Below are 25,483 nucleotides of genomic sequence, written 5' to 3'. Positions count from 1 at the left end.
CGTCAGACGCTAACGTTGAAGTCAGGTTTAGAGTCAAGCAGAAGTGTGCCGGCACCGGCGGCAAACGTTCAGAAGTGCAGGGGGGTTGACCTTAAAGAAAGGTTTAAGGTGAGCATGCACGGACATGCATGACTGTTGGAACCCTGATGATGTTGAAGACCTTTCTTTCTTGTGCGTTGGTATTGATAGGCGGTGCTTTCATGACCTTTTCAAATGCTGAGCCGAACGCTTCCACTGCTATGGCGAAGGATCGCCAGATATTGGTGATCATGACCAATCACGCCAGCTATCCCTCACGAACCGACACCACGGGGCTGTGGCTGACCGAGCTGACGCATTTCACCGATGTGGTGGAAGCGGCCGGCTACACGACGGTTTTTGCCAGCCCCACGGGTGGCGCGGTTCCTTTGGACGAACGCAGCCTCGGTTGGCTCTATATGGACAAGGCCGCCCGTGAGCATTTGCAGTCACCGGCCTTTCGCGCTCGGCTGAAAAACACGATACCGATTGCCGATATCGATCCGTCCCGATTCAGCGTCATCTATTTCACGGGGGGGCATGGCGTCATGTGGGACTTTCCCGGAAACCCGGACCTGCGTCGTGTCGCCGAAACCATCTACAACCAGGGCGGCATCGTATCGGCCGTCTGCCATGGCGTAGCGGGACTGCTGGATCTGAAGGACGAGCAAGGCCGGCTGATCATCAACGGCAGAAACATCACCGGATTCTCTGATCGCGAAGAGCTATTTTCAGGCATGAAGCGTCAGGTTCCGTTCTTCCTGGAGGACAGGCTGGTGAGCCAAGGTGCGCGTTACCGCAAGGCCTGGTTGCCCTTCACGCCATTTGCCATCACCGATGGAAGGCTCGTGACGGGCCAAAACCCTCAATCGCCCAAGGCCGTGGCTGAAGCCGTCATGGCCTTGCTCTCCACCGGCAAGAAAAATCGCTGAATCCTGGTCGATGGCACGCAAAAACAATCCTGCGAGCGAACTGAAAAATCTGTCTTTCCAACGCTTGACCTTAAAGTTCAGTTTAACGTTAAGGTGATTTCAGGCAGGCCCCCGAAGCCGGCCCTGGCCGACGCCAACAAGCCGATGCAATCACCTGGAGAGAGACAGATTGAAACTCGCAAGCGCCGTTTTAACAGGATTGCTGTTCAACACACTTGCCAACCATGCGTTGGCGCAGGTGCCTGAAATGCCCAGTCAGACCGACACAACCATGATCGATATCGCCGGTCACCCGGTGCCCGTCGTCAAGGGCGGTTTGTATGATCGCTTTCGCTCCAATCCTCCGTTGTCGGTGATTGCAGCAGAAGTGCCGGGCGTTGATTTGAGCTGGTTCAAAGGATTGGAGAAGAACAAGGTCGACATTGGCTTTGAGTCGTTCTCCCCAAACTTTTACTACCAGAACAGTCGCGTGACGGCTGTCTATACGGCAGATCTGGACAGGCTCCGGGCACTGATGCCACCTGAAGTACTGGCCACCGTCCAGCCTCTGCAAATCTGGCCAGGTCGAGGCTTGATCGCGTTTACCGCGTACACCTATGAGCACTGCGATAACGACGCCTATAACGAAGTGGCTGTGTCGATCATCACCAACAAACCTGGCAAGGCCAATCTGGGCCCGTTCACGTTGATTGGCCAGTCGATGTCTGGAGATTTCTGGGGCTATGTGCTCAAGCTACCGGTCAATACCGAGCTGGCGAGGGTTCGCGGTGTCGTCGGTTACAACCTGCCGAAATGGCTGACGGGCATTGACCGAAAAGAAGATGCCCGATCGGTGGTCTATGACATTACCGATAGCCAGACCGGTAAAGTGGACGTGTCCTTCAAAGCGAAGAAGCTCGACGACCTGTCCAGCGACGTCGATATCGTCACCAGCAGTTTCACCAATCTCGATCACCACGGCCAGCTGGCCTATGGGTATGCGGTTTCCCGCCAGCTCAGCCACGGCTCCAGCAGAAGCGCGGATTCGGCAACCCTCACGCTGGGCGACGGTAGCCTGTCGAACTACATCCGCTCCTTGAAGCTGGGGAAAATGATGAAGTACGAATACGTGCCTGCGTTCCAAAGTGCACTCTACGCGCCGAAGCCGTTAGCGGCACTGGCTGACACGCACTGATTCAACGATCGGAAAACCTGTCAGGCCTCACAAGCCTGACAGGTCACGCTTTACTTGGACGACGCGCTATCACGGACGCGTGGTGCTGGCGCCATACCTTCCTCGCGCAGACGATGCAACAACAACTGAGTGTTGTCCACGCAACCCATGCCTTCCGGCTTGCTTTCAACGCCCTCGATCACCAGCAGCAGTTGCGCTTTATTCTGCGCCAGCCGTTGCTGGAGGATTTCGATTTCCTCGACCTTGCGCTTTAGCCCACTGAGCAACGCTTCCTGCTGCCAACCGTTCGCGTTCATCGGCAGTAATTGTCGGATTTCATCCAATGAAAAGCCCGCCGCCTGGGCGCCCGTGATGATCTCCAGAACCCACTCCGTGTCGGGCGCGTAGTCCCGATACCCGTTGGCTTTGCGCGCGACAGACTTGATCAGGCCGCTCGCTTCGTAAAAGCGGATGCGTGAAGGCGCCAGTCCAGTGATTTTTGCCAGTTCGCCTATTCTCATATTCCGCTCCGGAAAACCATTGACCTTAAAGTTGACTTTAAACCTAAAGTGATTTGGCGGCCAAGCGACGCAGAGGTCATGCGTGACTGAAACGCCATGGCATTCAGGGGCAGGGGAAAGCCGGACCGGGACTATTCCCTCTGAACCGCCTATTGGATGGCCTGCACGTTGTCTACAAGGGCCACGTTCAACAAGGGTCACGATCAGAACACGAATGGTCATGCCCTCCATTTCATTCGGGAGATGCGAACATGGGTTATGTCACTACGCAGGACGGTGTTGAGATCTTTTACAAAGACTGGGGTCCACGGGATGCCCCAGTGATCTTTTTTCATCACGGGTGGCCGCTCAGCGCGGACGACTGGGATGCGCAGATGCTGTTTTTCCTGGCCAACGGCTACCGGGTGGTTGCACACGACCGACGTGGTCACGGGCGATCCAGTCAGGTCTGGGACGGGCATGACATGGATCACTATGCTGATGACGTCGCGGCCGTAGTCGACCACCTTGGCGTGCAGGGTGCAGTCCATGTGGGCCACTCCACCGGCGGTGGTGAAGTCATCCATTACATTGCGCGCCACGGCGAAGACCGGGTGTCGAAGGCCGCCATCATCAGCGCCGTGCCACCCTTGATGGTTCAGACGCCGAGCAATCCGGGCGGCTTGCCGAAGTCGGTTTTCGATGACTTGCAGGCACAGCTCAAAGCCAACCGCGCCCAGTTCTACCATGATGTTCCCGCCGGACCTTTCTACGGTTACAACCGCCCGGGAGCAAAACCGTCCGAGGGCATCATCCTCAATTGGTGGCGCCAAGGCATGATGGGTTGTGCAAAGGCCCATTACGACGGGATCGTGGCCTTTTCCCAGACTGACTTTACCGACGATCTGAAGAGCATCAAGATCCCCGTGCTGGTGATGCATGGTGATGATGATCAGATCGTGCCTTATGAAAACTCCGGGCTCTTGTCAGCCAGGCTATTGCAAAACAGCACGCTGAAAACCTACTCGGGCTTCCCGCACGGAATGCCCACAACGAACGCCGATACCATCAACGCCGATTTGCTCGCTTTCCTGCGAGGTTAGGCAGCTGGGGGGTGGCTAAAAGGCTGCCCCCCTTCCAGCCGACGTCATGAATGATGGGCTCCCGGTGCCGCGAGAGCCCGTCCAACGATCCTGCTACGAGAACGCGCTGTGCATGATCCGCCGTTGCTGCTCGACATGCATCGCCATATTGCCGGGTGCGGTGGAAGCACTGGGTGGTGGCCCTGCGTAACGCAGCGATGCTGTTTCGGGGATGATGTCGCGCAAATGAACGCCAACGAATGTCCAGGCGCCCTGGTTTTTCGCCTCCTCCTGGCACCAGATCACTGATTGCAGATTCGGGTAGTGACCGAGTTCTTCTGCCAGTGCCTCGTAGGGAAAAGGGAAGAGTTGTTCCATTCGGACAAGCGCAACGTGTTCGGCCTCTTGACTGCGGCGGTGCGCCAACAGTTCGTAGTGGATTTTCCCCGAACAAAGGATGACCCGGGTAATCTTGCGCGCCTTGGTGGGGGTGGCTGCGCTGTCACCGATTACCTCCTGAAACGAGCCGCTGGACAGGGATTCAAGTGTGCTGACGGCTTCCGGATGGCGAAGCAAGGACTTGGGCGACATCACGATCAGTGGCCGGGGCGAAGCGTGCAGTGCTTGCCGGCGCAGGAGATGGAAAAACTGGGCCGGCGTTGTTGGCTGACAGACGCGCATGTTGTCTTGCGCGCACAGTTGCAGGTACCGCTCCAGCCTCGCGGAGGCGTGCTCAGGGCCCTGGCCATCCTGGCCATGTGGCAGCAGAAGAGTCAGTGCGCTGTGCTGTCCCCATTTGACGGCGCCGGACGCAATGAATTGGTCGATGACCACTTGCGCACCGTTGGCGAAATCTCCGAATTGCGCCTCCCACATCACCAGTGCTTCCGGCTTGCCAAGTGTGTAGCCATATTCAAAGCCCAGCACAGCAGCCTCGGACAACACCGAGTTAATGACCGTGAACGTCCCTTGCTGCCCGGCGATGTGATCCAGCGGGCGGTATTTGCCTTGGCCACGCACCTCACGATTTTGCGGGTTGAGCACGGCGTGCCGGTGCCCGAACGTACCGCGCTCGCAATCTTCGCCGCTGAGCCTGACATCGCGCCCCGCAGACAGGATCGAGGCAAACGCCATATGTTCGGCCATGCCCCAGTCAAGCGGTTTCCTCCCCGTCGCCATCTCACCTCGGGCCTGAGTGACCTTGGACACCAGAGGGTGCAGTTTCAAGTCTGTTGGCACGTCGACGATTCGCAGGGCCAAGGCCTTGATCTGCGCCATTGACGGCGCCAGATAAACACGCTGTTCCGATTGGCTGGATGATTCGGCGCAGCCCTTGGACCCGGTCCCTGCAGCGGTTTGGTTGGGTGTAGCAGGCCGAGCATTGTCCATACCGTCGCGGTAGGCCTGAGCGACCGACAACACGTGCGCCTCGGTGATCAACCCGGACGCCACCAGCTTATTGGCATACAGTTGACGAACGCCTGGATGAGTGGCGACCGAGCGATACATCAACGGTTGGGTCATGTGAGGCGTGTCCTGTTCCTGGTGCCCATGACGGCGGAAGCAGACCAGATCGATGACAACGCTTTTGCCAAAGGTCTGGCGGTAATCCAGGGCGAGCTGTACCGCGTTGACGACAGCCTCTGGATCGTCGGCGTTCACATGCAATACGGGCGCCTCGATCAGCTTGGCAATGTCGGTGCAGAAAAAGGACGAGCGCGTTTCCTGGGGATCGGAAGTGGTAAAGCCAATCTGATTGTTAACCACCACATGGACGGACCCGCCGGTGCCATAGCCTTTGGTGTAACTCAAACTCAGGGTCTCCATGACGACACCCTGGCCGGAAATCGCCGTATCCCCGTGGATTTCAACTGCCAGCACGCTGTTGCGCTGTGAGGTTGGATACTGCTTGCCACGCGCGTGGGCTATCCCTTGAACCACCGGGTTGACGATTTCCAGATGCGAAGGGTTGAACGCCAACTCCACCTTCATGGCGCCGTATTCAGTAGCGAGATCTGCGGTATAACCCTTGTGGTACTTGACGTCACCCGCTGGGAGGGGGTGGGTGGCCGTGTTCTCGAATTCGTTGAACAGTGAGGCCGGTGGTTTTCCCAGCGTGTTGACCAGCACATTCAAGCGGCCACGATGTGCCATGCCCATGACGATGTCACGCACACCGGTTTTTGCCCCGTGCCTGATGAGTTCATCAAGCAGGACAATTAAAGACTCGCCGCCTTCCAGCGAGTATCTTTTTTGCCCGGTGTAACGGGCATGCAAGTATTTCTCCAGGCCTTCGGCGGCACAGAGGCGCTCGAGAATGCGTAGTTTTCTTTCGGGTGTCAGCGTGGGTTTGGCCCAAGTGGATTCAAGGCGCTCAATCCACCATTGGCGCTGCACGGGGTCACTGAGGTACATGAACTCGGTAGCGAGGGTGCCGCAGTACGTTGTTTCCAAGGCGGATATGAGATCGGAAATCGACGCCTCACCTTGCCAGAATGCATGGCCAGGCAGTTCGTTTTTCTGGGCCAGGTCGGTGCTGCTCAACCCATGATAAGCGGGCGACAACTCAGGTATTGCCGCCCCCGGTGCCCACCACAGTGGATCAAGATTCGCACTGCGCGCGCCGACCATGCGGTAGCTCAGGATCAGCGATTGTGCAGCCAGTTGTCGACGCGCAATGTCCGGGTCCGGTCCGGCAATCGTTGATGCTTTGCGGTCGATTCTTCGTGCAAGTTGGATGAACTCTTCAATGATAGGGGCATGGGCGATGTCGTCTGCATGTCGCTGGCCGTTTTCCTGCGGCGGCCGAAGCGAGTCGAAATAACTGCGCCACTGTTCTGAAACGGCACTGGGGTCGTTCAGGAATTGTTCGTATAACTCTTCAACGTAGGCGACGTTGCCGCCGTCCAGGACTGAGGTTTTCTGGCTATGCATGGTGATCCTCAACGGGCTAAAGGTGACGGCCGCTTTTTCGGCTTTCACGTGCAGGGCGAGGGACCGGCAGAACCCGGGAGCTGGGCGACTTTCCCTGTTGCAGGGTTCGTCGCGCTGTCAGGCCGCGTTCACTGCACGCGGAAAAAGGGTACTGGGGAATTGAGATCCGTTATGCGATATATTTTATTAACTGAGAGGAATTAATTTCATTAATAAGGGCTGGTCATGTTTTCGTCAGAACGGCTGAAAGGCATCGATGTTTTTGTTTGTGTCGCGGACTCCGGCAGCTTCAAACTCGCCGCCGAGCGCATGAACCTGACCGGGTCAGCCATCAGTAAAAGCATCGCTCGATTGGAAGGTCGGCTCGATATCCGGCTGTTTCATCGCACCACGCGACGTCTGTCCCTGACGGACGCCGGCACTGCGTTCTATAAAACCTGCATCGGCGTGCTTGCCGATCTTGAGGAAGCCGAATCGGCCTTGCATGAAGATACCGAGCCTCATGGCCGGATTCGCATCGACCTTTCTGCGTCATACGGACGGATGCATGCACTTCCGGTCGTTCTGGACTTCATTGACCGGCACCCGATGCTTTCGCCGCACATCACTTTTTCCAATCGAATCGTGGACCCGGTCGAGGAGGGCATCGATGTCGTCGTCCAGGTCGGAGGACCGGGTGTCTGGCCTGCGGCGGTGGGCCACCGTTATCTGGGCACGGGGCGACATATCTTCTGCGCTTCGCCCGATTATCTGGCCAGGCGCGGCGAGCCATGCACGGAAAGCGAGCTGCACGAGCACAGTTGCGTGGTCTACGGTGACAGCGACGGGACGATCCACCCCTGGCATTTCCCGGGCGCCCGGCCGGGTGAAATCGAACGCCGGATCATGGCAGGAAGGTTCCTGGTGGGGGATGGCGAAGGCATGGCTGCTGCGGTAGCGGCAGGGTGTGGAGTCGCGCAGCTACCCACGTGGCTGATCCAGCGCCAGCTTGAAGACGGCAGTCTGGTCGAGGTGCTTCCGCAGTTGGCAACAGATGGCTTGGCGATCAATCTGGCGTGGAGCAAAAGCCGTCAGTCGTTACCGAAGATCCGGGCGTTGCTGGATGTGCTGGCGGCAAGTCTGACGGCGGCTGGCAGGAAGCTTGAGTGAGCGTTTCTGGCCTCGTGGATTCGCTGCGCCTGACTCGCCAACCGGGTCAGCGCATCCCGGACGTGCAGCCTTGCTCGGAGGCAAGCTTCAGCAGCAGCCTGGTTATGTGACGGCCAGAGTGGGGAGATACTTGGCCGTCACACCATTACCGTCACAGCGTTCAGTCGGACATGAAAACGAAGGGGGGGGCGGGTTCAAGCCGGCAAACTTCGACGTCCGCCCCAGGCGACAGCCCCTTTTACTGCTTGCGTTAACTGGCGATCTTTTTTGCAAGTTCAGCAACGTGCTTGCCTTGGAAGCGCGCAATATCCAGTTCATTTTGTGACGGTTGCCGTTTCCCGTCGGCCCCGGCCAGAGTGGTGGCACCATAGGGTGTACCGCCGGTGATCTCATTCATATTGGTGAGTCCTGCGCAGGTGTAAGGCACACCCACGATGACCATTCCTTGATGCAGCAGTGTGCTGTGGAATGACGTAATCGTGGTTTCCTGGCCCCCGTGCTGGGTACCGGTTGACGCGAAAACACTACCGATTTTCCCGACGAGCGCACCTTTCATCCACAGCCCACCGGTCTGGTCGAGAAATGTGCGCATCTGTCCGGCCATGTTGCCAAAGCGTGTCGGTGTACCAAAGATGATGGCGTCGTAATTGGCCAGCTCGTCAGGTGTCGCGACCGGGGCCTGCTGGTCGAGCTTGACACCGATGGCTGCCGCCTGTTCGGCCGGGATGGTTTCAGCCACACGTTTGAGCGTCACATCAACGCCAGATACGGATCGTGCACCATCGGCGACGGCGTTCGCCATGGTTTCCAGGTGGCCATACATTGAGTAATAGAGAACAAGTACTTTCGCCATGATTTTGTCCTGGGTTGGGGCCCATTCGTCGGTTCGAAGAACTTGAAGTACCCCGCTGTCAACGAAGAACAGCGTAGGCGTGGGTCGGCAGCCGCATGAGCCTGCGGAGACTTTGACGGCGTCCGGACTTAACACTAGCAGCTCCCCATAGTGCCTGCCGTCAGTATCAGCCGCTGGTCGAACTCTGAATCAGCAGAAGTCGCGTGGGCTCATTCAATCGATGGTTTCTCCTTCTTTCAATTGCCGGTCATATTCGACGATCGCTTCAATCGCTTTTTCCGCCATCGGTGAGAGCGTGCGATGCGCGAGATACGCGATGGCGAATTGCATGCTGAAGGCTTTTGCATCCTCGAGGACGATCCGACGCAGCGTGCCTGCTGTCAGCTCACGCCGCACGGCGACCAACGGGCCGCAGATCGCGGTGTCGGAGCATTCGGCGATTTCCTTCAAGGTCGTGAAGTTATTGCATTCGGCGCTGAATTCCAGATTTTCAGACGGCTTGTAGCGCAGGCGTTTGCGCAATTCTTCGCGCATTGCTTCCGGCACCGGTACGGCAGCGATGCGCGCTTCGCGTAGATTCGCCGTCGTGCATTTCGCCTTTTCGAAGATCGGATGCTGCGGCCGGGCGAACCACCCGCATTCGTACGTGGACAATGTCACCACCGCCAGCTTGGGCGTCCACGGCACAGCGCGCTTTTCGGCAATAAAGAAATCGATTGCCTCGCCATGCAATCGCTCCAGCAACGTGTCCCAACTTTCCGCTTCCGTTCGTAGTGCCAGCTGCGGGCACGACTGTGACAGCCTTGCGATTACGCCTGGCACGAAAACCGTTGCCGGGTAGGGGCCGACGCCGAAACGTACGTCGCCCAGACTGTGCCCCTTGAACAGCTTGATATCACGGTCGAGCGCCCGGCTTTCGAGCAGCACTCTGCGCGCACGCTCCACCACCAGTTTTCCCGCTGGCGTGAGGTCTATCCCGCGGTAGTGGCGATCGCACAATTGCAGGTCAAGCGTTTCCTCCAGTGCCTGAATGCTGCGCGTGAGTGCCGGTTGGCTCAAATGCAGTTTTTCCGCCGCGCGGGCGAAGGCGCCTTCGTCGGCCAGCGTGACCAAATGTTCCAGTTGGCGCAGGTTCAAGGTATGCGCTCCATGCAATATCTCCATAATTATTATGCAAATGCATTATAGGTTTGGTTCGTTTAGATTCATGCTGAATTTACAATAAAAACGACACGTAAGGAGCAAGGAGCCATGTACCAGCCTAGCCGCCACAGACTGGAGCGCCTTTGGAGTCCGACGGCGCCCGAAACACCGATGTTCCAACCTTCCAGGATGATTGCACTGGCGCTGCCACTCGGTTTTGCCGCCGTGTTGAGTGCTGCTGCCACGACTGCACTTGCCCACACAGAGGCAACGCCAGTGCAGGCAACGACCGCGCTTTCTGGGCCGGACGCCAATACCCGGATTACCGAACCCTACGCGCGCCTGGTGGCGCGCGACGCCTGGTTCTGGGCCTGGCCAATGGTAAACGTCTACAACCGCCGCCTGGCCAATACCAAGGCGCCCGAGCAGGGGCTCGTTGGTGGCGTGCTGCCGATGTCTCCGTTCAATCGCGTGACCATGCTGAGCGATTACATCAAGCCGGAACAACGCGCCATCGCTTGTCCTAACCAGGATGTCGTGTATGGCGCCGGTTACATGGCACTCGACGTCAGTCCGGTAGTGATCCAGGTGCCGGACTTCGGCGAGCGCTTCTGGGTTTATCAATTCTCCGACCTGCGTACCGACAGCATCGCCGGCCTTGGTGCGATGTACGGCACCAAGCCGGGCTTCTATCTGGTCGTGGGGCCGAACTGGCAAGGCGAAGTGCCCAAGGGTATCGCCCAGGTGATCCGGGCGAGGTCCGATGCTGCCTTTATCGGTCCGCGGGTTTTCCAGGATGACACACCGCAGGACAGGCAAGCGGTGCAGGAGGTGATCCAGGGCATCAACGTCTACCCGTTGGCCGAATACGACGGCACCCTGAAACGCCGCGACTGGCGCAAGCTGCCGATATTCCCCAAGCGCGCCGACGGCACGGGCGAAACCCGTTGGGTGCGCCCCGAGGTCTTTTTCGATCAATTGCCGCTCGTGCTGGACCTGGCGCCGCCACTGGCGGGAGAAGAGGCGCGCTACGCACAAGTGCTGGCGGTGATCGCCGCTGCACAGAAAGATCCCGCGCTCAAGCAGGCGATGATCGACGAGGCGGAAAAAGCGGACCGGGAACTGGTCGACCCGTTGCTGCAGTTCCGCAACTGGGGCATTGCGCTGCCGCATCACTGGACCACCATCACCAATGGCGCGCGCTTCGGCACCGACTATTTCACGCGCACCGCCGTAGCGAAGTCGAACATTCTGGTCAATGCACCGAACGAGACGCGCTACTTCTATCAGGACCTGGATGCCGCCGGCATGCGACTCAACGGTGCGAATACCTACAGGGTCACCTTCGCCAAAGGGCAAGTGCCGCCGGTGAAGGGTTTCTGGTCGCTGACGGCGTATGACGCGGCACACTTTTTCGTGCCCAACCCGCTCAACCGTTATTCGCTCGGCACCAAGAACAAGGACCTGAAGATCAACGCTGACGGGTCGCTGACGTTCTACGTACAGGCCGAGTCGCCGGGCGCGGACAAGGAAAGCAACTGGCTGCCGGTACCGAAGGCTGCCGATTTCTCGCTCTTCCTGCGAGCCTATTGGCCGGAAGAAGAAATCACTCAAGGCCGCTGGACGCCGCCAGCAGTCGACAAAAGCGTTATAGCGTCCAACAACTGATTGATATCTCTGCGAACGTGCGTTACCGGCCAGCGCTCTGGCCGCCGTCGACGTGCAGTATTTCTCCCGTAATGAACGCCGCCGAATCCAGGAACAGGATGGCGCTGGCAATTTCGCTGGCTTCGCCCATGCGCCCCAGTGGATGGAGGCTGCCCAGCAGCTCGTAATATTCCTCACTGTGCATGGGCGTCTTGGTGACGCCCGGTGGTGTCTGCCATGCGTTGGTATGTACGACTTGATACCCAAGTATGTTCAGCGTTGCTCAAACAGATGCATTTCCCCGTGGAATCATTAAGTTACTTAATGGTCATAGCCAGGGCTGAACGTTGTCCGGATGAAAAATTCCGGGCAGCCATAACTTTTCAATACCTCCCACGTTTAGGGCGTTCCAATGAATCGCGCAATCATCATGACCCTGGCCATTTTCAGTTCTTTCTTGTTGGGAGGCTGCGGCCCTCACTGGGATGACGGCGAAAGGTACGGCCGATACCACGACCATGATCATCGACGCGGTTACGACCAAGGGGATGACAATGATCAAGGCTATGACCGCCGATATGATCGTCGTGACTATGATCGCGATCACCGTCGTTACCGCGATCGCGACGACAACGACGATTGATGCATTCAACGTCCTGGAGGGGGGGGGCGAGGCGTAACGGGTGAATTAAAGGATCGCAGCCTGCGGCAGCTCCGGCAGCATTACGTGCTCGACCGCTGGCTGCGTTCCTTTCAGCGGCCCATCAGCGCCCATGCGCCGAGTCCGCCAATTGCCCGGTATCGACCCGGACAAACACCGAGTCGCCCACTGCCGTCAGCACATCCCCGGCGTAGACCTCGCAGATCACGCGGGTCTTGCGTCCTACTTCGCCTTCCACTTTCGCCCGCAAGGTCAGCGGGACACCCATGGGTGTCGGTTTGATGAACTTGATGCCCAGGTTGCCAGTGACGCAATTGATGCGGGGCAGGCTGGCGACTTCGCGTTGTTCGGCGCGGTAGTGCCAGGCCATCGCCGTCCAGTTGGAATGACAATCGACCAGCATCGCGATCAAGCCGCCGTACACCAGGTCCGGCCAGCCGCAATACTTGTCATCCGGCACGTGCTCGGCCACGACGTGCTCGCCGTCCTCGTGCCAGTAACTCTTGATGTGCAGCCCGTGGGGATTGCTGCCGCCGCAGCCGTAGCAAACGCCGTCCGGCGCGGCGGTATCTTGCAGGGAAGTGTCGAGCGTGGTCATGCCTTGATCATCCTTAAAAATGGGAAGCCAAACGGGTCATGTATTGAACACCGTAACCCCCTGTGGGAGCGAGCCTGCTCGCGAAAGCGGCGTGTCAGTTGGCATAAACCTCGCCTGATACACCGCCTTCGCGAGCAGGCTCGCTCCCACAGGTCACTTGCCTTCATCGCCGAGGGCATGGATCGGAGGGTATATCCGTTTCCACCGCGTAAGCCAAAGCGAGGCGGCCTGACAGCCGACCAATACCTTCCCGATAAACACGACCCAATTGTAGGAGCGAGCCTGCTCGCTCCTACAGGGAACTGCGGTCTGCTTTGACTTTTGATCTTGATCTGCCCCGTCGGATCCAGGTCAGTCCAGCGGCCTTCCAGCCGTCTCCCTGGTCATCGCCAAACCGATCAACGTAACCCCCAAACACGCCATCACATACAACGCCGGCGCATTATTGTTCCCAGTCAACCCAATCAACCCGGTCGCAAAGAACTGCGCAAATCCCCCAAACACCGAAACTCCCAGGCAATAGACAATCGACAACCCGGTAGCACGGATCGCACGCGGAAACAGTTCCGTCACCAGCACCAGAGTCGGCACGGTGATCAACACCAGCAACAGGGTCGTTACCAAGGAGACAGCCAACAGCGTACCCAGCGTGGGGTACTGGTTCATCAACATGAACGCCGGATAGATCAGCAACAGCATCGGAATCGCGCCCAGGGCAACTGTGCGGCGACGGCCGATGCGATCGCTCAACCGCCCAGCCCAGATCGACAGGCTGATCTGCACCATTGCGCCGAGGCAAGCGGCAGTGGTGCCCATCTTCATTGGCAGGTGCAGCACCGTGACCGTGTAGTTGGTCATGTAATCCAGCACGATGTAGCTGGATGCCGTGCTGCCAATCACCAGCAGCACACCGGTCAGCACTGTTCGACGATAGCGCGTGAAGATCGAGCGGAGGCCGGATGTTGCATGATTACCTGGCGCGGCCTCACCGGCGGTTTCCTTCAGATGGCGGCGAATATAGACGCCGACCGGAATCACCAGGATGCCCAGCACGAACGGCAAGCGCCAACCCCAACTTTCCAGCGCCTCGGGCGACAGGCTCGAACTCAGCGCCAGGGCCACCAGTGCGCCGAGCAGGAAGCTCAGGCCCTGGCTGAACAATTGCCAGCTGCCGTAGTAGCCGCGACTGTTGTCGTCCGCATGTTCCATCAACATCGCGGTGGAAGCACCGACTTCACCGCCGATGGCGAAGCCCTGTATCAGCCGTGCCAACACGATGATCACCGGCGCGGCGATGCCGATCTGCGCGTAGGTGGGCGCGATGGCAAACAGCAGCGAACCCAGGGCCATCAGCCACAGCGTCAGCATCATCGCCGGTTTGCGCCCGACCCGGTCGGCGTAGGTGCCCAGCACCAGTCCGCCGATGGGGCGCATGCCGAAGCCGACACCGAAGGTTGCCAGCGACAGCAGCAACTGCCCCAGCGTGCTTTCGACGGGGAAGAACTGCCGGCCGATCAGGGTGGCGAAGAAGCTGTAGACGGAAAAATCGTAGAACTCAAGGCCGGAGCCGATGGTGATGGCCGCAATGGCACGTGCGCCGATCGGTCGACGCACCGCAGGGGCAGCCGGCATAGCGGTAGAAACGGGAGTGGACATGTGGCGAACTCCAGAAGGCGAGGGCGATACCCGGTTGTCGAGGGCGAATCAGGCCAGGAAGGTTTCCACCAGCCGAACCCAATAGCTGGCACCCGTCGCCAGGCAATCGTCGTTGAAGTCGTAGCCGGGGTTATGCACCATGCAGCCGCCTTCGCCGTCACCATTGCCGATCAGCAGGTAGCAGCCGGGGCAACGCTGGAGCATCACGGCGAAATCCTCGCTGCCGGTCAGCGGTTTCATGTCACGAATCAACCCGTCCTCACCGACCCAGTCCAGTGCCACCTGCCGTGCGAATGCGGTGCTTTGCGGATGGTTGAACAGCGCCGGGAAACGTTGTGCTTCATCGACTTCGACGGTGGCACGGGCGCCAAAGCTCACTGCCTGGGCTTGTGCCACGGCGGTGATGCGCGCAATCAGTTCATCGCGCACTTCGGCCTTGAGGGCGCGCACGCTCAACTGCAACTCGGCGTGATCGGGAATCACATTGGCGGCGATTCCGGCGTGGAATGCACCGACGGTGACCACGGCGGTGTCGAGCGGGTCGACATTGCGCGCGACGATGCTCTGCAGCGCCATGACGATGGCCGATCCCGCCAGCACCGGATCCACCGCCTTGTGCGGCATGGCGCCGTGACCGCCGACGCCCTCGACGCGGATGGTCACGGTGTCGGTGGAGGCCATGAACGGCCCCGGCAGGAAACCGAGCTTGCCCACCGGCAGGCCTGGCATGTTGTGCATCGCGAAAATCGCATCGCAGGGGAACCGTTCGAACAACCCGTCGTCGAGCATGCGCTGCGCACCGCCATCGCCTTCCTCGGCGGGCTGGAAAATCACCACCAGGGCACCGTCGAATTCGCGGCTCTCGGCCAGATATCGGGCGGCCGCCAGCAACATCGCCGTGTGACCGTCGTGGCCGCAGGCGTGCATCACGCCTTCGTGACGACTGGTGTAGGGTAGGCCTGTCTGCTCGATGATCGGCAGGGCATCCATGTCGGCGCGCAGGCCGATCATCTTGCCGCCCTGGCCGTTGTGCAGCAGCCCGACCACCCCGGTGCCGCCCAGACCACGGTGCACATCAAAGCCCCACTCGGTGAGTTTGCCCGCCACCAAATCGGCCGTGGCGAACTCCTCGAAACTCAGTTCAGGGTGGGCGTGGATGTGTCGACGCACGGCGATCATCTCGTCTTCGAGCGCACGAATGCCGGGCAGCGCAGGCAGGTTGAGCATCAAAAATTCCTCGTTTTTATGGGTCGTTTTTGGAAGTTCGACTGATACCCTGCGATCCTAATGAGTTGGCGAAGGCCGCGGCAGTCGCAAAAAAGCGGGGCTGAAAACCCTGGGTTTACACCCGGGGTTAGGGAGGAAAGGATGAAGCTGCATCAATTGCGCGCGCTGGTGATGATTGCCGACTGCGGCAGTATCCGCGCGGCGGCGCGGCAACTGGACGTCTCGCAGACAGCGGTGGTCAAGGCCCTGCGAGAGCTGGAGGAACAGCTGCAATTGCCGCTGCTGGTGCGCAACGCCAGCGGGGTGGTGCTGACTCAATACGGTCAATCGCTGTTGCAGCATGCGCGGCAGATGCTCAGTCAACTCGAGCGTGCGCAACTGGAGTTGGCGCACTTGAGCGATCAGGCCGAGGGGCATTTGCGCCTGGGCATCTCGCCGTGGATGGGCATGACCCTGTTGCCCGAAGTGGTCACGCTGTTCCGCCAGCGAATGCCCCGTGTGCGCCTGGAAGTCTTCGAAGGGTTGATGGCGGTGACCTTGCCGCGCTTGCGCGACGGCACCATGGAGTTTGCGGTGGGCCTGGTGTCTTCGTTGCTGCCGCGCCCGGAGTTCGTCTGCGAGCCGATCTGTTCCTACCGGATGGCCGTGGTGGCCCGCCACGGTCATCCACGCAGTGACAGCCGTTCCATCCATGATTTGCTGGATCAGGATTGGGTGGTCAATTATCCCGATGCCAGTCACGAGGGCCTGATGACCGAGCTGTTCTGGCAACACGGCGCGCAGATCGACATGCAGCACATCCATCGCGCGCATTCGCCGCAGCTGACGTTATCGCTGATCGAACAGACCGACATGCTCAGCTACTTTCCGGAGCCGATGCTCACCGTGCCGATCTACCGCGAACGGGTGGGGCGCCTGGCGCTGGCGGAAACCTTCGCCACCGACACCATCGGCATCGTCACTCCCCGCAATGCCCAGTTGGGAGTCGCCGCGCAATGCTTCGTCGACTGTCTGTTCCAGGTCATCCGCCGCCGGGCCCGGTCGGCACGGCCGGAGGATGTCGAGCTGTTCGATACGCTGGATCTGCTGATTTGAGTTGCGCCTGATGTAGGAGCGAGCCTGCTCGCGATGGCGGCGGGTCAGTCGCTATAGATGTTGAATGTGCCGGCCCCTTCGCTGGCAAGTCGAATCGTCGCTCCCACAGGTTTAGTGTGTGTCCGAAAAGTCCGTGAGCACCATAAATCACTGTGGGAGCTGGCTTGCCAGCGATGAGGCAGTGTCAGACAGAGCATCACTGACTGACCCGCCGCCATCGCGAGCAGGCTCGCTCCCACATTTGATCTGTGCCGCACACAAACCCTGTGTTCACTGAAGATCCCCTGGGGAGCGAGCCGGTTCAGGAACACCGCCGGACAAACTGCAAACCGGCCAGCGGCATTCCAACGCCGGCGATGCACAGGCCCCAGACCAGGCCTTCGATGCCGAATGCGATCAGTGCTCCACCGACGACAGTCGCGGGCAACACCGGGAAAAACAGCAGGCCGATCAGCAGTGCATGGGCCCCCAGAAGTCTTTTCAAGCGACGTTTGGCATTGAAAATACAGACGATCCAGAACAGGGTCCAGAACGCGATACTCAGTAAATAAAGGGCCAGATGGAGCAAATCCCCGATCATTCCATACCCGTGCATAGTCATCCCTCCGTTGCGGTCCCAGCGTGTACGCACCTGACCCGCTCAAGGCCAGGGATCCATGACTGATTAAGTGGTAACACCTTGAACTGTAGTCGACATTGACTGCTCGAGAATCTCCGGCAGTGCTACTGGTACCACATCGACCACGTGGGTGTGATAGGCCCCGAGGCTTTCGCGGTGGCCGATGCTGACCACGGTCATTTTGCTGGCCGCCAGTGCCTCGTACAGCCGGCGCTCGGCTGTTTCGTCCAGCCCTGACGTGGCCTCGTCAAGGAACAGCAACGGCGGCTGGATCAGCAAGGCCCTGGCCAGCGCCAGGCGTTGCTGCTCGCCGGGGCTGAGGCGCCGGCTCCAGTCGCCGGTGTCGTGCAACGGCAGGTGCTGAAGGTCTGCCAATTCAAGCACTTCGTCCAGGCGTGAGTCGTCGATCTCGATGGCATCGTCCGCGCTGGTGTGAAGCAACAGGTCATGCAGTGATCCGCCGGGTAAATAGGGTTTCTGCGGCAGAATGAGCAGCCCCTCGCGGTCCAGTTCGGCGCTGCCCCGATGGCGTGGCCACAATCCCGCCAGCGAGCGCAACAAGGTGGTCTTGCCGACGCCGGACGGGCCGCGCAGCAACAGCCGTTCGCCGGGCGCCAGGTTCAGTGTCAGCGGTTCGAACAAGGGCAGACCGTGCCCGTTCAAGGGGGCGAAAGCCTGCAGGCGAAGGCCGGCGGCGGGGCCGGTGACCGGGTCGGTCGGCGCGGGCAGCGCATCGAGCTCGCGCCAGAAACTGCACAGGCGGGTCTTGGTGGCGCGCCATTCGGCGATTTGCGGGTAGCTGCGAATCAGAAACGACAGAGAAGCCTGGATCTCACCGAAAGCCGAAGCGATCTGGGTCAGTTGCCCCAGTTGAATCTCCCGCGAGAAGAAACGGGGTGAAACCAGCAACAGGGGCAGGGTGAAGGCGAATCGTTCATAGGCCGCGTTGATCCCCAGCAAGTGCTTTTTCGAGCGCACCAGTTTGGCGTAGTTGCTCAACAGCAGCCCGAGCTGACCCAGCAATTGCTTGCTTTCCCAGCCCTGGCCACGGGACAGGGCGACATTTTCGGCGTCTTCGCGCAGGCGTGTCAGGCCGAAGCGGAAATCCGCCTCGCGACGTTGTTGCAGGAAATTCAGGCCGATCAGCGGTTTGCCGATCCAGTGCGCGATGCCGCTGCCGATCACGGCGTAGATCAACGCCAGCCACAGCATGTAGCCGGGGATGGCGAGCGCATGGCCTGCGACTTCGAACTCCAGGGTGCCGGAAATGCGCCACATGATCAGGCTGAACAGCACCACCAGAATGATCGCCTGCAGCAGGTTCAGGCCCAGGTCCAGGGTTTGCTCGACGAAGATCTTGCAGTCCTCGGCAATCCGCTGGTCCGGGTTGTCGTAGGTCACGCTGTGAAAGCGGCTGCGGTAGTAGCGTTGGCTGTCGAGCCATTTGGCGAGGAAGGCCTGGGTCAGTTTTTCCCGCCAGTTGATCAGCAAGCGTTGTTGCACCTGGAACTTGACCATGGTGCAGGCGATGAAGGCGACGTCGAGTACCAGCAGCTCCACGACGTGATAGGCGAACGCGGCGGCGTCCAGACTCTGCAGCGAGTTGTAGAAGCCCAGGCTCCACTCGTTCCAGCGCACCTGGATCGCAATGATCCCGGCCACCGCCAGCATCGCCATGGCCAGGGTCAGCCAGGCACGACGGCGGCCTTGGGCTGACCAATAAGGGGCGGCCAGCAACTTCATATCATGGATGAACATCAGAGCGTCCTGCCTGGCAAACTCGGGGATTGACCCACCGAGTCGAGTCTTCGGAATTCAAAAAACGTGGTAGGTTAACAGTTCTCAAACTCAGTTACGAAGCCCCATGACGTCTCTTCAAACCACTGCCCGAATGCTCGACGAAACCTTGCTCGATCAGTTGTTTCGTTTCGACGGTGCTTTTTTGCGCAGCACCTGCCGGCTGAGCAGTGACATCGAAGGGCGTGGGTTGCCGGCATTTCGCGATCCGCAAACCTGTGCCGAACTGCTGGGGCTGTACGCCCACTACTATCCCGCGGCGCCTCGGGCTGCCCTGGTGTCGCAATGGTCGATGGACCTGATCTGCGTGACGCTGGCCTTGCCGCTGGCCGCCGCCGCACAAAACCTGCGCTGTCATTTGCACGATCCCCATGTGGTGCTGGACAACGGCATGCCGGTGGCTCAAGTGTTCGCTGCCGGCGAAGCGCTGCCACTGAACGACCCGCTGGCCTTCGCACAACAATGGCTGATTGACGACATCGCGCCATGGGTACAGGCACTGGCCGGAGCCGGACGGGTGGCCCAGCGCTTGCTGTGGAACAACGTGGCGGCCGCCATCAATGTGGCCCTCGATTACTTCCAGATGCCCCACGCGGCACAATGGCGCGAGCGACTGTTCCGGGAGCGGCATTGGGCCGATGGCACGCGCAATCCGCTGTACGGCTTCCTGCAACTGGCCCCCGGCCCGAGCGGCGTGCCGTTGCTGATGCGCAAGGTGTGCTGCCTGCACCACCAGTTGGGAGATGCGCGCCCGTACTGCGACAACTGCCCGCTGTTAACCTGACACGGACCTGTAGGAGCTGGCTTGTCGGATCGCCGCACCGCAGCGAAGGCGGTGTATCAGGCGCCATCATTGTTGGCTGACAACCCGCTTTCGCTGGCAAGCCAGCTCCTACAGGGTCACCTCAATCAGGCATACGCCGCGTGGGCTTCGACCTGGGTGAGGCGGCCGTTCTCCACTTTCAGCACCCGGTCGGCCTGTTGGAAATAGGCGTCGTCGTGGGTGATCACGATCACGGTTTTGCCCCGGGCCTTGAGCTCCGGTAGCAGCTCCATGTAGAACACGCGCTTGAAGGTCGGGTCCTGGTCGGCGGCCCACTCATCGAACAGATAAAACGGCTTGTCATCCAGATACGCCGACACCAGCGCCAGGCGCTTGCGTTGCCCCGTAGACAGATCCACCGTGGAAAAACGGTCGTCGACGATGCTGACTTTATGTCCCAGCCCCAAGGCTTTCACGTAGCGGGTCGCTTCGGCGGTGCGGTGTTCGGCGCCTGGACCGTCGTCGCCCAACAAATGCTCGAACAGGTGGAAATCGGCGAACACAGCGGCAAAGTGCTGGCGGTATTGCTCGCGGTTGTCGTCGTCCACTTCCAAGCCATTGAGCATCACGCTGCCGGACTCCGGAGCGTAGAGCCCGAGCAGCAGCATGGACAGCGTCGTCTTGCCACTGCCGTTGCCACCGACCACGAACACCAGCTCGCCCTGTTCCAGCGTCAGGTCCACCGGCCCGAGCATGAACGGATGATCCTCGTGTTCGCCCGGATAGCGGTGGCACACACCATTGAGTTTCAAACGCGTCGGTCCATCGCTGGCGAACAGGTTGCCGGTCGGGGCGGTGACTTTTTCTTCGGCACTCAATTCGGCATCCAGTTGGCGAATGCGGTTCAGGGCGATGCTGGCCTGGCGCAACGAGGGCAGGGCGATCATCAGGTCGGAAATCGGTCGCACCAGATACAGCAAGGTCACGGTGAAGCTGACCAGTACGGTGGTCGATTGCGGCAACCAGAACGGCACGACGAACAGCAGCACGCCGAGGTTGAGGTAGAACAGCAGTGTGCCGAGGTTGGCCACCACCGAATACCCGGCCATGCCGCGCAGGAAGCGCACGCGAAACTCGTCGGCGCCGGGGCGGATAACCTTCTCGACGAAGGCTTCGCCACGGGCATTGTTCAGCTGCAATTCCTTGCTGCCTTCGATCAGGCTGCGAAAGTGCTGGTAGAGCACATCCTTTTGTTGGCGCACCCGTTCCAGATGGCTCAACGGTCCGCGCTCGGCCAGGTGGAACGCGATCAGGCCAACCAGCAGGAACAACGCCAGAATCGCCAACAGCGACCACGACAGCCACGCCAGATAGGCGAAGCACGCCAGGGTCACCACGGCGTTGACGAACAGCAACGGCACCCACTCGAACGCGGCGGTGAAGGTGTGCACGTCCTCGGTGAGGATTACCAGCAGCCGATGTTTGCCCATGCCTTGCAGGCGTTTGAGCGGGGTGGCCAGCAGCTTGCGCGAGAGGTCGATGCGCATCTGGAAAATCGCACTTTGGGTCAGGTGCAGCAGCGACAGTTCCGAACACAGCTTGCTCAGCAGCATGCCGGCGCACAACCCGAAAAAGCCCAGGGCCAGCTCCGGTAATTGCTGTGGGTCAGCGAGCCCGCGGTTGATCAGGATCACCAGCCCGGCACTCGCCAGGCCGCCCAGTGCACCGGTGATCGACGCCAGGGCCAGCAGGCGGGCCGATTGGCGGTAGAGATAAAGAATCAGGTTCATGCGGCGGTTTCCGTCGAGGCCGTGGCCAGCGATTTGTTCAATTGTTCATGGAAGGCGGGCTGCCCGAGGATCGTCTCGTGATCGGCGGCCACCGGATAATGGCAGGTTCGCTGGCTGATGGTGTCCCACTGTGCAGGCAGGTCCGGACGCTCGACCAGGGTCTGTTCAGCCCACCACAAGTGCAGGGTGGCGGCCACCGTCGGCACTGAATAACCGCTGACCCAGCGACGGGCGTCGGCCATCACCTTCAAGGTCTGCTCGACGTAGGCCTGCGGGGCATTGAGGGTCAGGCCGTTGGCGCCCGCCCATTGCAGCAAGGCGAAACGCAACTGCTCCACACGACCCGAGCCGGCAGTGGCCGAGCGCAGTTCCTCCAGGGATTGCGGCGCAAGGGTGGCCAGGCGCTGGCGACTGTCGCTGCTCAGTTCCTGCTGGACCATGGCGAACAGTGCGTCCCACTCCAGTGAGTCGTCCTCGGCGTGGAAGGTGCTGTCGAACAAGCCCAGCCATTCAACCGTTTGCCCCTGCGCCTCCAGCTGCCGGGTCAGCTCCAGCGCGAGCAATCCACCCATGGACCAACCGCCCAGGCGATAGGGACCTTGTGCCTGAATCCGGCGGATCTGCGGCAAGTATTCGCCGGCCAGTGCGACGAGGTCGCGGTCGCGCAACGACTCAGGCAATGCAAGGCCATACACCGGTAGCGCCTCTGGCAACCCGGCGATCATCGGAACGTAGTGATGAACCCCGCCCGCCGGCTGGTGCAGGCAGAACAGCGGAGTCTGGTCTTCAGCGCCGGCCTGCAAGGTCACAACTGTTGTGCGGTCGTCGGGCCGGGCGATCTGCCCGGCGAGGCCGATCAGCGTCGGGTGCTGGAAAATCACGTTGACCGGCACTTCGATGCCCAACGTGGCGCGCAACCTGGCGGTCATGCGCACCACCAGCAACGAATGGCCACCAAGGGCGAAGAAGTCATCGTGGCGGCCGATCACTTCAACCTCCAGCAGCTCCTGCCAAACGCTGGCGAGCACCTGCTCGACATGCCCTTCGGGCGCGGCATATGTCGCGAGGCTGCGGTTCGGCACGCGGGCCAACAGGGCGCGGTGATCGACCTTGCCGTTGGCGGTGCGTGGCAGTTGCGCCAGCCACTGGATGTCGGCGGGGATCATGTGCGCCGGCAGCAGTGCCGCCAGGGACTCGCGCACGGTCGTGGCCTGCAACGCGCTGGCCGACTCGACGAAGGCGCGCAGGCTCGGTTCGGCCTGGGTGGTGTCCAGCAGGACCACCGCCAGTCTGGCGCCGCTGACCTTGCACAGTGCGGTTTCGATTTCCCCCAGTTCGATGCGGTAACCGCGCAACTTGATCTGCGAGTCGGTACGCCCGAGGAACATCAGTTGCCCGTCCAGGTCCTGCCAGGCGAAATCGCCGGTGCGGTACAGGCGTTGGCCGTCGAGCGCAGGGTGGCTGGCGCGGATGAACTTCTCGGCGGTCATCTGCGGCAGGCCCAGATAACCTTCGGACAATCCCGGTCCGGCAATGTGAATTTCCCCCTTGAGTCCTCGCGCGACCGGAGCGCCCTCGCTGTCGAGCAGGTATACCCGCGTGTGGGCGATGGCGCGACCGATCGGCACCGAACCGCTGGCTCCGTCCGGCTGGCAGAGGGCGACGGTGCTCCACACCGAGGCTTCCGTCGGGCCGTATTCGTTGTACAGCTTTGCCTCGGGCTGGCGGCGATAGTGATTGGCGACCAGGGCGGGCGGGCAGCTTTCGCCGGCGACAATCGCCGTGTTCAACGAGCTCGGACTGTCGCCCAGTTCATCCAGCAACAAGGCGTACAGCGAGGGCAGCGCCAACAGGTGCGACACCCCGTGATTGCGGATCAAGCGCGCCAGTTGCAATGGATCCTTCTGCTCGGTTTCGCTGGCCAGGTGCAGGCAACCGCCCTGGGCCAGGCTCCAGAACAGCCCGGCAATGGAGCTGTCGAAGGCGAACGACGACAGCAGCAGGAAGCGTTCCACCGGGTGCGGATACCCCGCCAGCCGCGCCGCCAGCGAATGCAGGGCGTTGGCATGGCTGATGACCACGCCCTTGGGCTGGCCGGTGCTGCCGGAGGTGTAGATCAGGTAGGCCGGTTGATCCCGCGCCACCTCGGGCTCCGCCCGCAACGGCGGCGTCGGCAGGGCCTGATCGATCGCCAGCGCGCCCGGTTGCCAGTCGGCCGGCAGGTCTTGCACGCGGTCGCGGTGGGTCAAAACCAGACGGGCCTGGCTGTCGCGCAGAATGTGTTCGATGCGCTCGCCGGGGTAGGACGGGTCAATCGGCACGTAGCAGGCGCCGGCGCGCAAAATCGCGACCAGTGCCACCACGGCATCGATGTCCCGGGGTAGGAAGTGCGCGATCCGCGCGCCGGGCTCCAGGTCCTGGGCGAGCAAGTGCTGGGTCAGGGCACTGACCCGTTGTTCCAGCCCGGCATGACTCAAGGTGCCGCTCGGCCCGGTCACTGCCGGGCGTTGGGCATGGGCGGCCGAGCCCTTGGCGAAGGCGGCAGCCAGATTGGGCAGTGCGAAGGTCGTGGTGTAGAGCTGCTCCTGGGACGGGGTCAGGGTTGGCGAGGCGGCCAGTGCACCGGTCACGCGATGCAGCTCGGCGGCGCTGCACGTCGCCAGTCCGCTCAGGCGGATCGAAGGTTCGCGCAGGCTGTGTTCGATCACGCTCAACAGCTGGTCGCCGAGCAGGTCGACATGGGCCGCCGTGTAGCGTGCCGTGTCAAAATGCAGCGACAGGGCAGCGGATGACTGCGGCTGGTACTGCAACAGCAACGCGCAGCCGGCGCTGACACTGTCAGCCAGGTCGATCTGCCAACCGGCATCGTGCAAGGCACTGTGTGGTGCCACGGCGAGTTCGCGGAAGCCCACCCCCGACAGCGGTGGCACGTTGCTCAGATGGCTCGGGTAGCTGTCCCGCGCATCGCCGAGCAGGCCGACGCGCTCGGTCAATTGCCGGCACAGCGCGGCGAACGACAGTTCGGGCGCGGTGTCGAGGGTCAGCGGTAATGGCTCGGAAAACAGGCCGAGGGCGTCCCCCAGCACATCCGGGCGCACCTGGTTCTCGTAGGCCAGTGTCAGGCGTTCGGCTTCGCTGTAGCGTTGCCACAGCGTGACCCAGGCGCCGAGCACGAGCGTGCCGGTGCTGACGCCGAGACGGGTCGCCACCTCATTGAGGCGTTGCCGGGTGGTGTCGTCCAGCGCCAGTTGCACCCAACCCGGTTCCAATGGCCCGGACGGCGTCGAGCGCTGCCACGGCAACGGCACGTCGGCCACTACTGCGGCGAGCTGTTCATGCCAGAACTGCCGGCTGTGTTCGTCGTCCGCCGACTCCTGGCGCCAGGCGGCGTAGTCGGCGTATTGCAATGGCGGGTCCTGCGGCGCCGCTTGCAGGTAGCCCAGTGCCCATTCTTCAGCAAGATAATTCAGGCTGGTGCTGTCCAGGTGCAGCGCCGGCAGCTGCAGCGTCGCAGCCCGGCCATCGGCATCGAGCTGTAGCTCGATGGCCAGCGCCTGCCAATCATTGGCCGAATCGTCGATCACCTGCATCGGAAACGACAGCCCCGGCAGTTGCTGGTAGCGAGTGCGCAGAATCTCGTGGCGTTGCACCCGTTCGCGCAAGCTGCTGTCCAGCCTTGCGCTGTCCAGCGGTTGCTCGCTGCGAATCCGCAGGGTAGCCCGTTGCGCCGTGGCGGCCAGGCGGTTTTGTTGCAGGCGCCACAAGTGTGCCTGCTGAGGTGACAGTTCGAATCCTTCGAACGGGGTGTCTTCGTGAGTCTGAGTCATGCTGAGACCTGTACAAAAAAGTGGGACGTGAGGGTCGCG

Annotated in this window: 19 protein-coding genes and 1 pseudogene; 8 read left to right on the top strand and 12 right to left on the bottom strand. The window is 60.9% G+C overall.

Translation table 11 applies throughout. The features are described from left to right. The first annotated feature begins 146 nt into the window (after nt 1–146). Entirely contained in the window at nt 147–950 is an 804-nt protein-coding gene (locus tag LAB08_RS18035; protein WP_096510418.1) for a type 1 glutamine amidotransferase domain-containing protein, read from the top strand. Between the two features lie 169 nt (nt 951–1,119). Continuing rightward, entirely contained in the window at nt 1,120–2,124 is a 1,005-nt protein-coding gene (locus LAB08_RS18030; protein ID WP_096510419.1) for an acetoacetate decarboxylase (ADC), read from the top strand. A 50-nt stretch (nt 2,125–2,174) separates the two neighbouring features. Here LAB08_RS18030 and LAB08_RS18025 read toward each other — a convergent pair whose 3' ends face one another. Then, a complete protein-coding gene (locus LAB08_RS18025; protein ID WP_096510420.1) occupies nt 2,175–2,624 on the bottom strand; it encodes a MerR family transcriptional regulator in 450 nt (149 codons plus the stop codon). Nucleotides 2,625–2,875: 251 nt separating this feature from the next. Here LAB08_RS18025 and LAB08_RS18020 point away from each other — a divergent pair, with 251 nt between their 5' ends. Beyond that, nucleotides 2,876–3,706 (top strand): alpha/beta fold hydrolase, encoded by an 831-nt coding sequence (locus LAB08_RS18020; protein ID WP_096510421.1) that lies wholly within the window; start codon nt 2,876–2,878, stop codon nt 3,704–3,706. A gap of 93 nt (nt 3,707–3,799) precedes the next feature. Here the strand turns inward: LAB08_RS18020 and LAB08_RS18015 are convergent, their stop codons facing one another. Then, nucleotides 3,800–6,667: a 2-oxoglutarate dehydrogenase E1 component gene (locus tag LAB08_RS18015; RefSeq protein WP_197706297.1), complete on the bottom strand. Its 2,868-nt coding sequence runs from the start codon at nt 6,665–6,667 to the stop codon at nt 3,800–3,802. Between the two features lie 177 nt (nt 6,668–6,844). Between LAB08_RS18015 and LAB08_RS18010 the strand changes: the two genes are divergently transcribed. Further along, nucleotides 6,845–7,768 (top strand): LysR family transcriptional regulator, encoded by a 924-nt coding sequence (locus tag LAB08_RS18010; protein WP_096510423.1) that lies wholly within the window; start codon nt 6,845–6,847, stop codon nt 7,766–7,768. A 250-nt stretch (nt 7,769–8,018) separates the two neighbouring features. Here the strand turns inward: LAB08_RS18010 and wrbA are convergent, their stop codons facing one another. Together wrbA and LAB08_RS18000 are read right to left on the bottom strand one after the other, a co-directional pair. Next, on the bottom strand, nt 8,019–8,621 hold the full coding sequence (gene wrbA / locus LAB08_RS18005; protein WP_096510424.1) for an NAD(P)H:quinone oxidoreductase: 603 nt from the start codon (nt 8,619–8,621) through the stop codon (nt 8,019–8,021). A 213-nt stretch (nt 8,622–8,834) separates the two neighbouring features. Beyond that, nucleotides 8,835–9,758 (bottom strand): LysR family transcriptional regulator, encoded by a 924-nt coding sequence (locus tag LAB08_RS18000; protein WP_172901592.1) that lies wholly within the window; start codon nt 9,756–9,758, stop codon nt 8,835–8,837. 177 nt (nt 9,759–9,935) lie between these two features. On the opposite strand from LAB08_RS18000, the gene LAB08_RS17995 reads away from it, so the two are divergent. Continuing rightward, the gene (locus tag LAB08_RS17995; protein WP_096510426.1) at nt 9,936–11,432 is read left to right on the top strand and encodes a DUF1254 domain-containing protein; all 1,497 of its coding nucleotides are present in this window, start codon (nt 9,936–9,938) and stop codon (nt 11,430–11,432) included. 22 nt (nt 11,433–11,454) lie between these two features. Here LAB08_RS17995 and LAB08_RS17990 read toward each other — a convergent pair. Next, nucleotides 11,455–11,637 (bottom strand): annotated as a pseudogene (locus LAB08_RS17990) (SDR family oxidoreductase); the annotation flags it as partial. A gap of 186 nt (nt 11,638–11,823) precedes the next feature. Here LAB08_RS17990 and LAB08_RS30395 point away from each other — a divergent pair. Then, entirely contained in the window at nt 11,824–12,054 is a 231-nt protein-coding gene (locus LAB08_RS30395) for a hypothetical protein (protein WP_096510427.1), read from the top strand. Nucleotides 12,055–12,175: 121 nt separating this feature from the next. Here the strand turns inward: LAB08_RS30395 and LAB08_RS17980 are convergent, their stop codons facing one another. The 3 genes from LAB08_RS17980 to LAB08_RS17970 all read right to left on the bottom strand — a co-directional run bounded on the left by LAB08_RS17980 (nt 12,176) and on the right by LAB08_RS17970 (nt 15,553). Beyond that, a complete protein-coding gene (locus tag LAB08_RS17980) occupies nt 12,176–12,670 on the bottom strand; it encodes a PaaI family thioesterase (protein WP_096510428.1) in 495 nt (164 codons plus the stop codon). 351 nt (nt 12,671–13,021) lie between these two features. Beyond that, entirely contained in the window at nt 13,022–14,326 is a 1,305-nt protein-coding gene (locus LAB08_RS17975) for an MFS transporter (protein WP_096510429.1), read from the bottom strand. A 48-nt stretch (nt 14,327–14,374) separates the two neighbouring features. Then, on the bottom strand, nt 14,375–15,553 hold the full coding sequence (locus tag LAB08_RS17970; protein WP_096510430.1) for a M20 aminoacylase family protein: 1,179 nt from the start codon (nt 15,551–15,553) through the stop codon (nt 14,375–14,377). Between the two features lie 141 nt (nt 15,554–15,694). On the opposite strand from LAB08_RS17970, the gene LAB08_RS17965 reads away from it, so the two are divergent. After that, complete coding sequence (locus LAB08_RS17965; protein ID WP_096510431.1) at nt 15,695–16,648, top strand: LysR substrate-binding domain-containing protein; 954 nt, start codon at nt 15,695–15,697, stop codon at nt 16,646–16,648. 301 nt (nt 16,649–16,949) lie between these two features. On the opposite strand, the gene LAB08_RS17960 is transcribed toward LAB08_RS17965, so the two are convergent. Both LAB08_RS17960 and LAB08_RS17955 read right to left on the bottom strand, forming a co-directional pair. After that, nucleotides 16,950–17,243, bottom strand: a complete 294-nt coding sequence (locus LAB08_RS17960; RefSeq protein WP_147432547.1) for a hypothetical protein — start codon at nt 17,241–17,243, stop codon at nt 16,950–16,952. Between the two features lie 69 nt (nt 17,244–17,312). Next, nucleotides 17,313–19,025: an ABC transporter ATP-binding protein/permease gene (locus LAB08_RS17955; protein ID WP_096510433.1), complete on the bottom strand. Its 1,713-nt coding sequence runs from the start codon at nt 19,023–19,025 to the stop codon at nt 17,313–17,315. Nucleotides 19,026–19,131: 106 nt separating this feature from the next. Between LAB08_RS17955 and fhuF the strand changes: the two genes are divergently transcribed. After that, complete coding sequence (fhuF, locus tag LAB08_RS17950) at nt 19,132–19,848, top strand: siderophore-iron reductase FhuF (RefSeq protein ID WP_254007469.1); 717 nt, start codon at nt 19,132–19,134, stop codon at nt 19,846–19,848. A 125-nt stretch (nt 19,849–19,973) separates the two neighbouring features. Here the strand turns inward: fhuF and LAB08_RS17945 are convergent, their stop codons facing one another. Next, nucleotides 19,974–21,617, bottom strand: a complete 1,644-nt coding sequence (locus LAB08_RS17945; protein ID WP_096510435.1) for a cyclic peptide export ABC transporter — start codon at nt 21,615–21,617, stop codon at nt 19,974–19,976. Continuing rightward, complete coding sequence (locus tag LAB08_RS17940; protein WP_096510436.1) at nt 21,614–25,444, bottom strand: non-ribosomal peptide synthetase; 3,831 nt, start codon at nt 25,442–25,444, stop codon at nt 21,614–21,616. Before LAB08_RS17940 ends, LAB08_RS17945 begins: the two co-directional genes overlap by 4 nt. Nucleotides 25,445–25,483: the final 39 nt, after the last annotated feature.

Source organism: Pseudomonas izuensis (assembly GCF_002356535.2).
In the GTDB taxonomy this organism is placed as follows: Bacteria; Pseudomonadota; Gammaproteobacteria; order Pseudomonadales; family Pseudomonadaceae; genus Aquipseudomonas; species Aquipseudomonas izuensis.
This window is presented reverse-complemented; position numbering and strand designations above follow the sequence as displayed.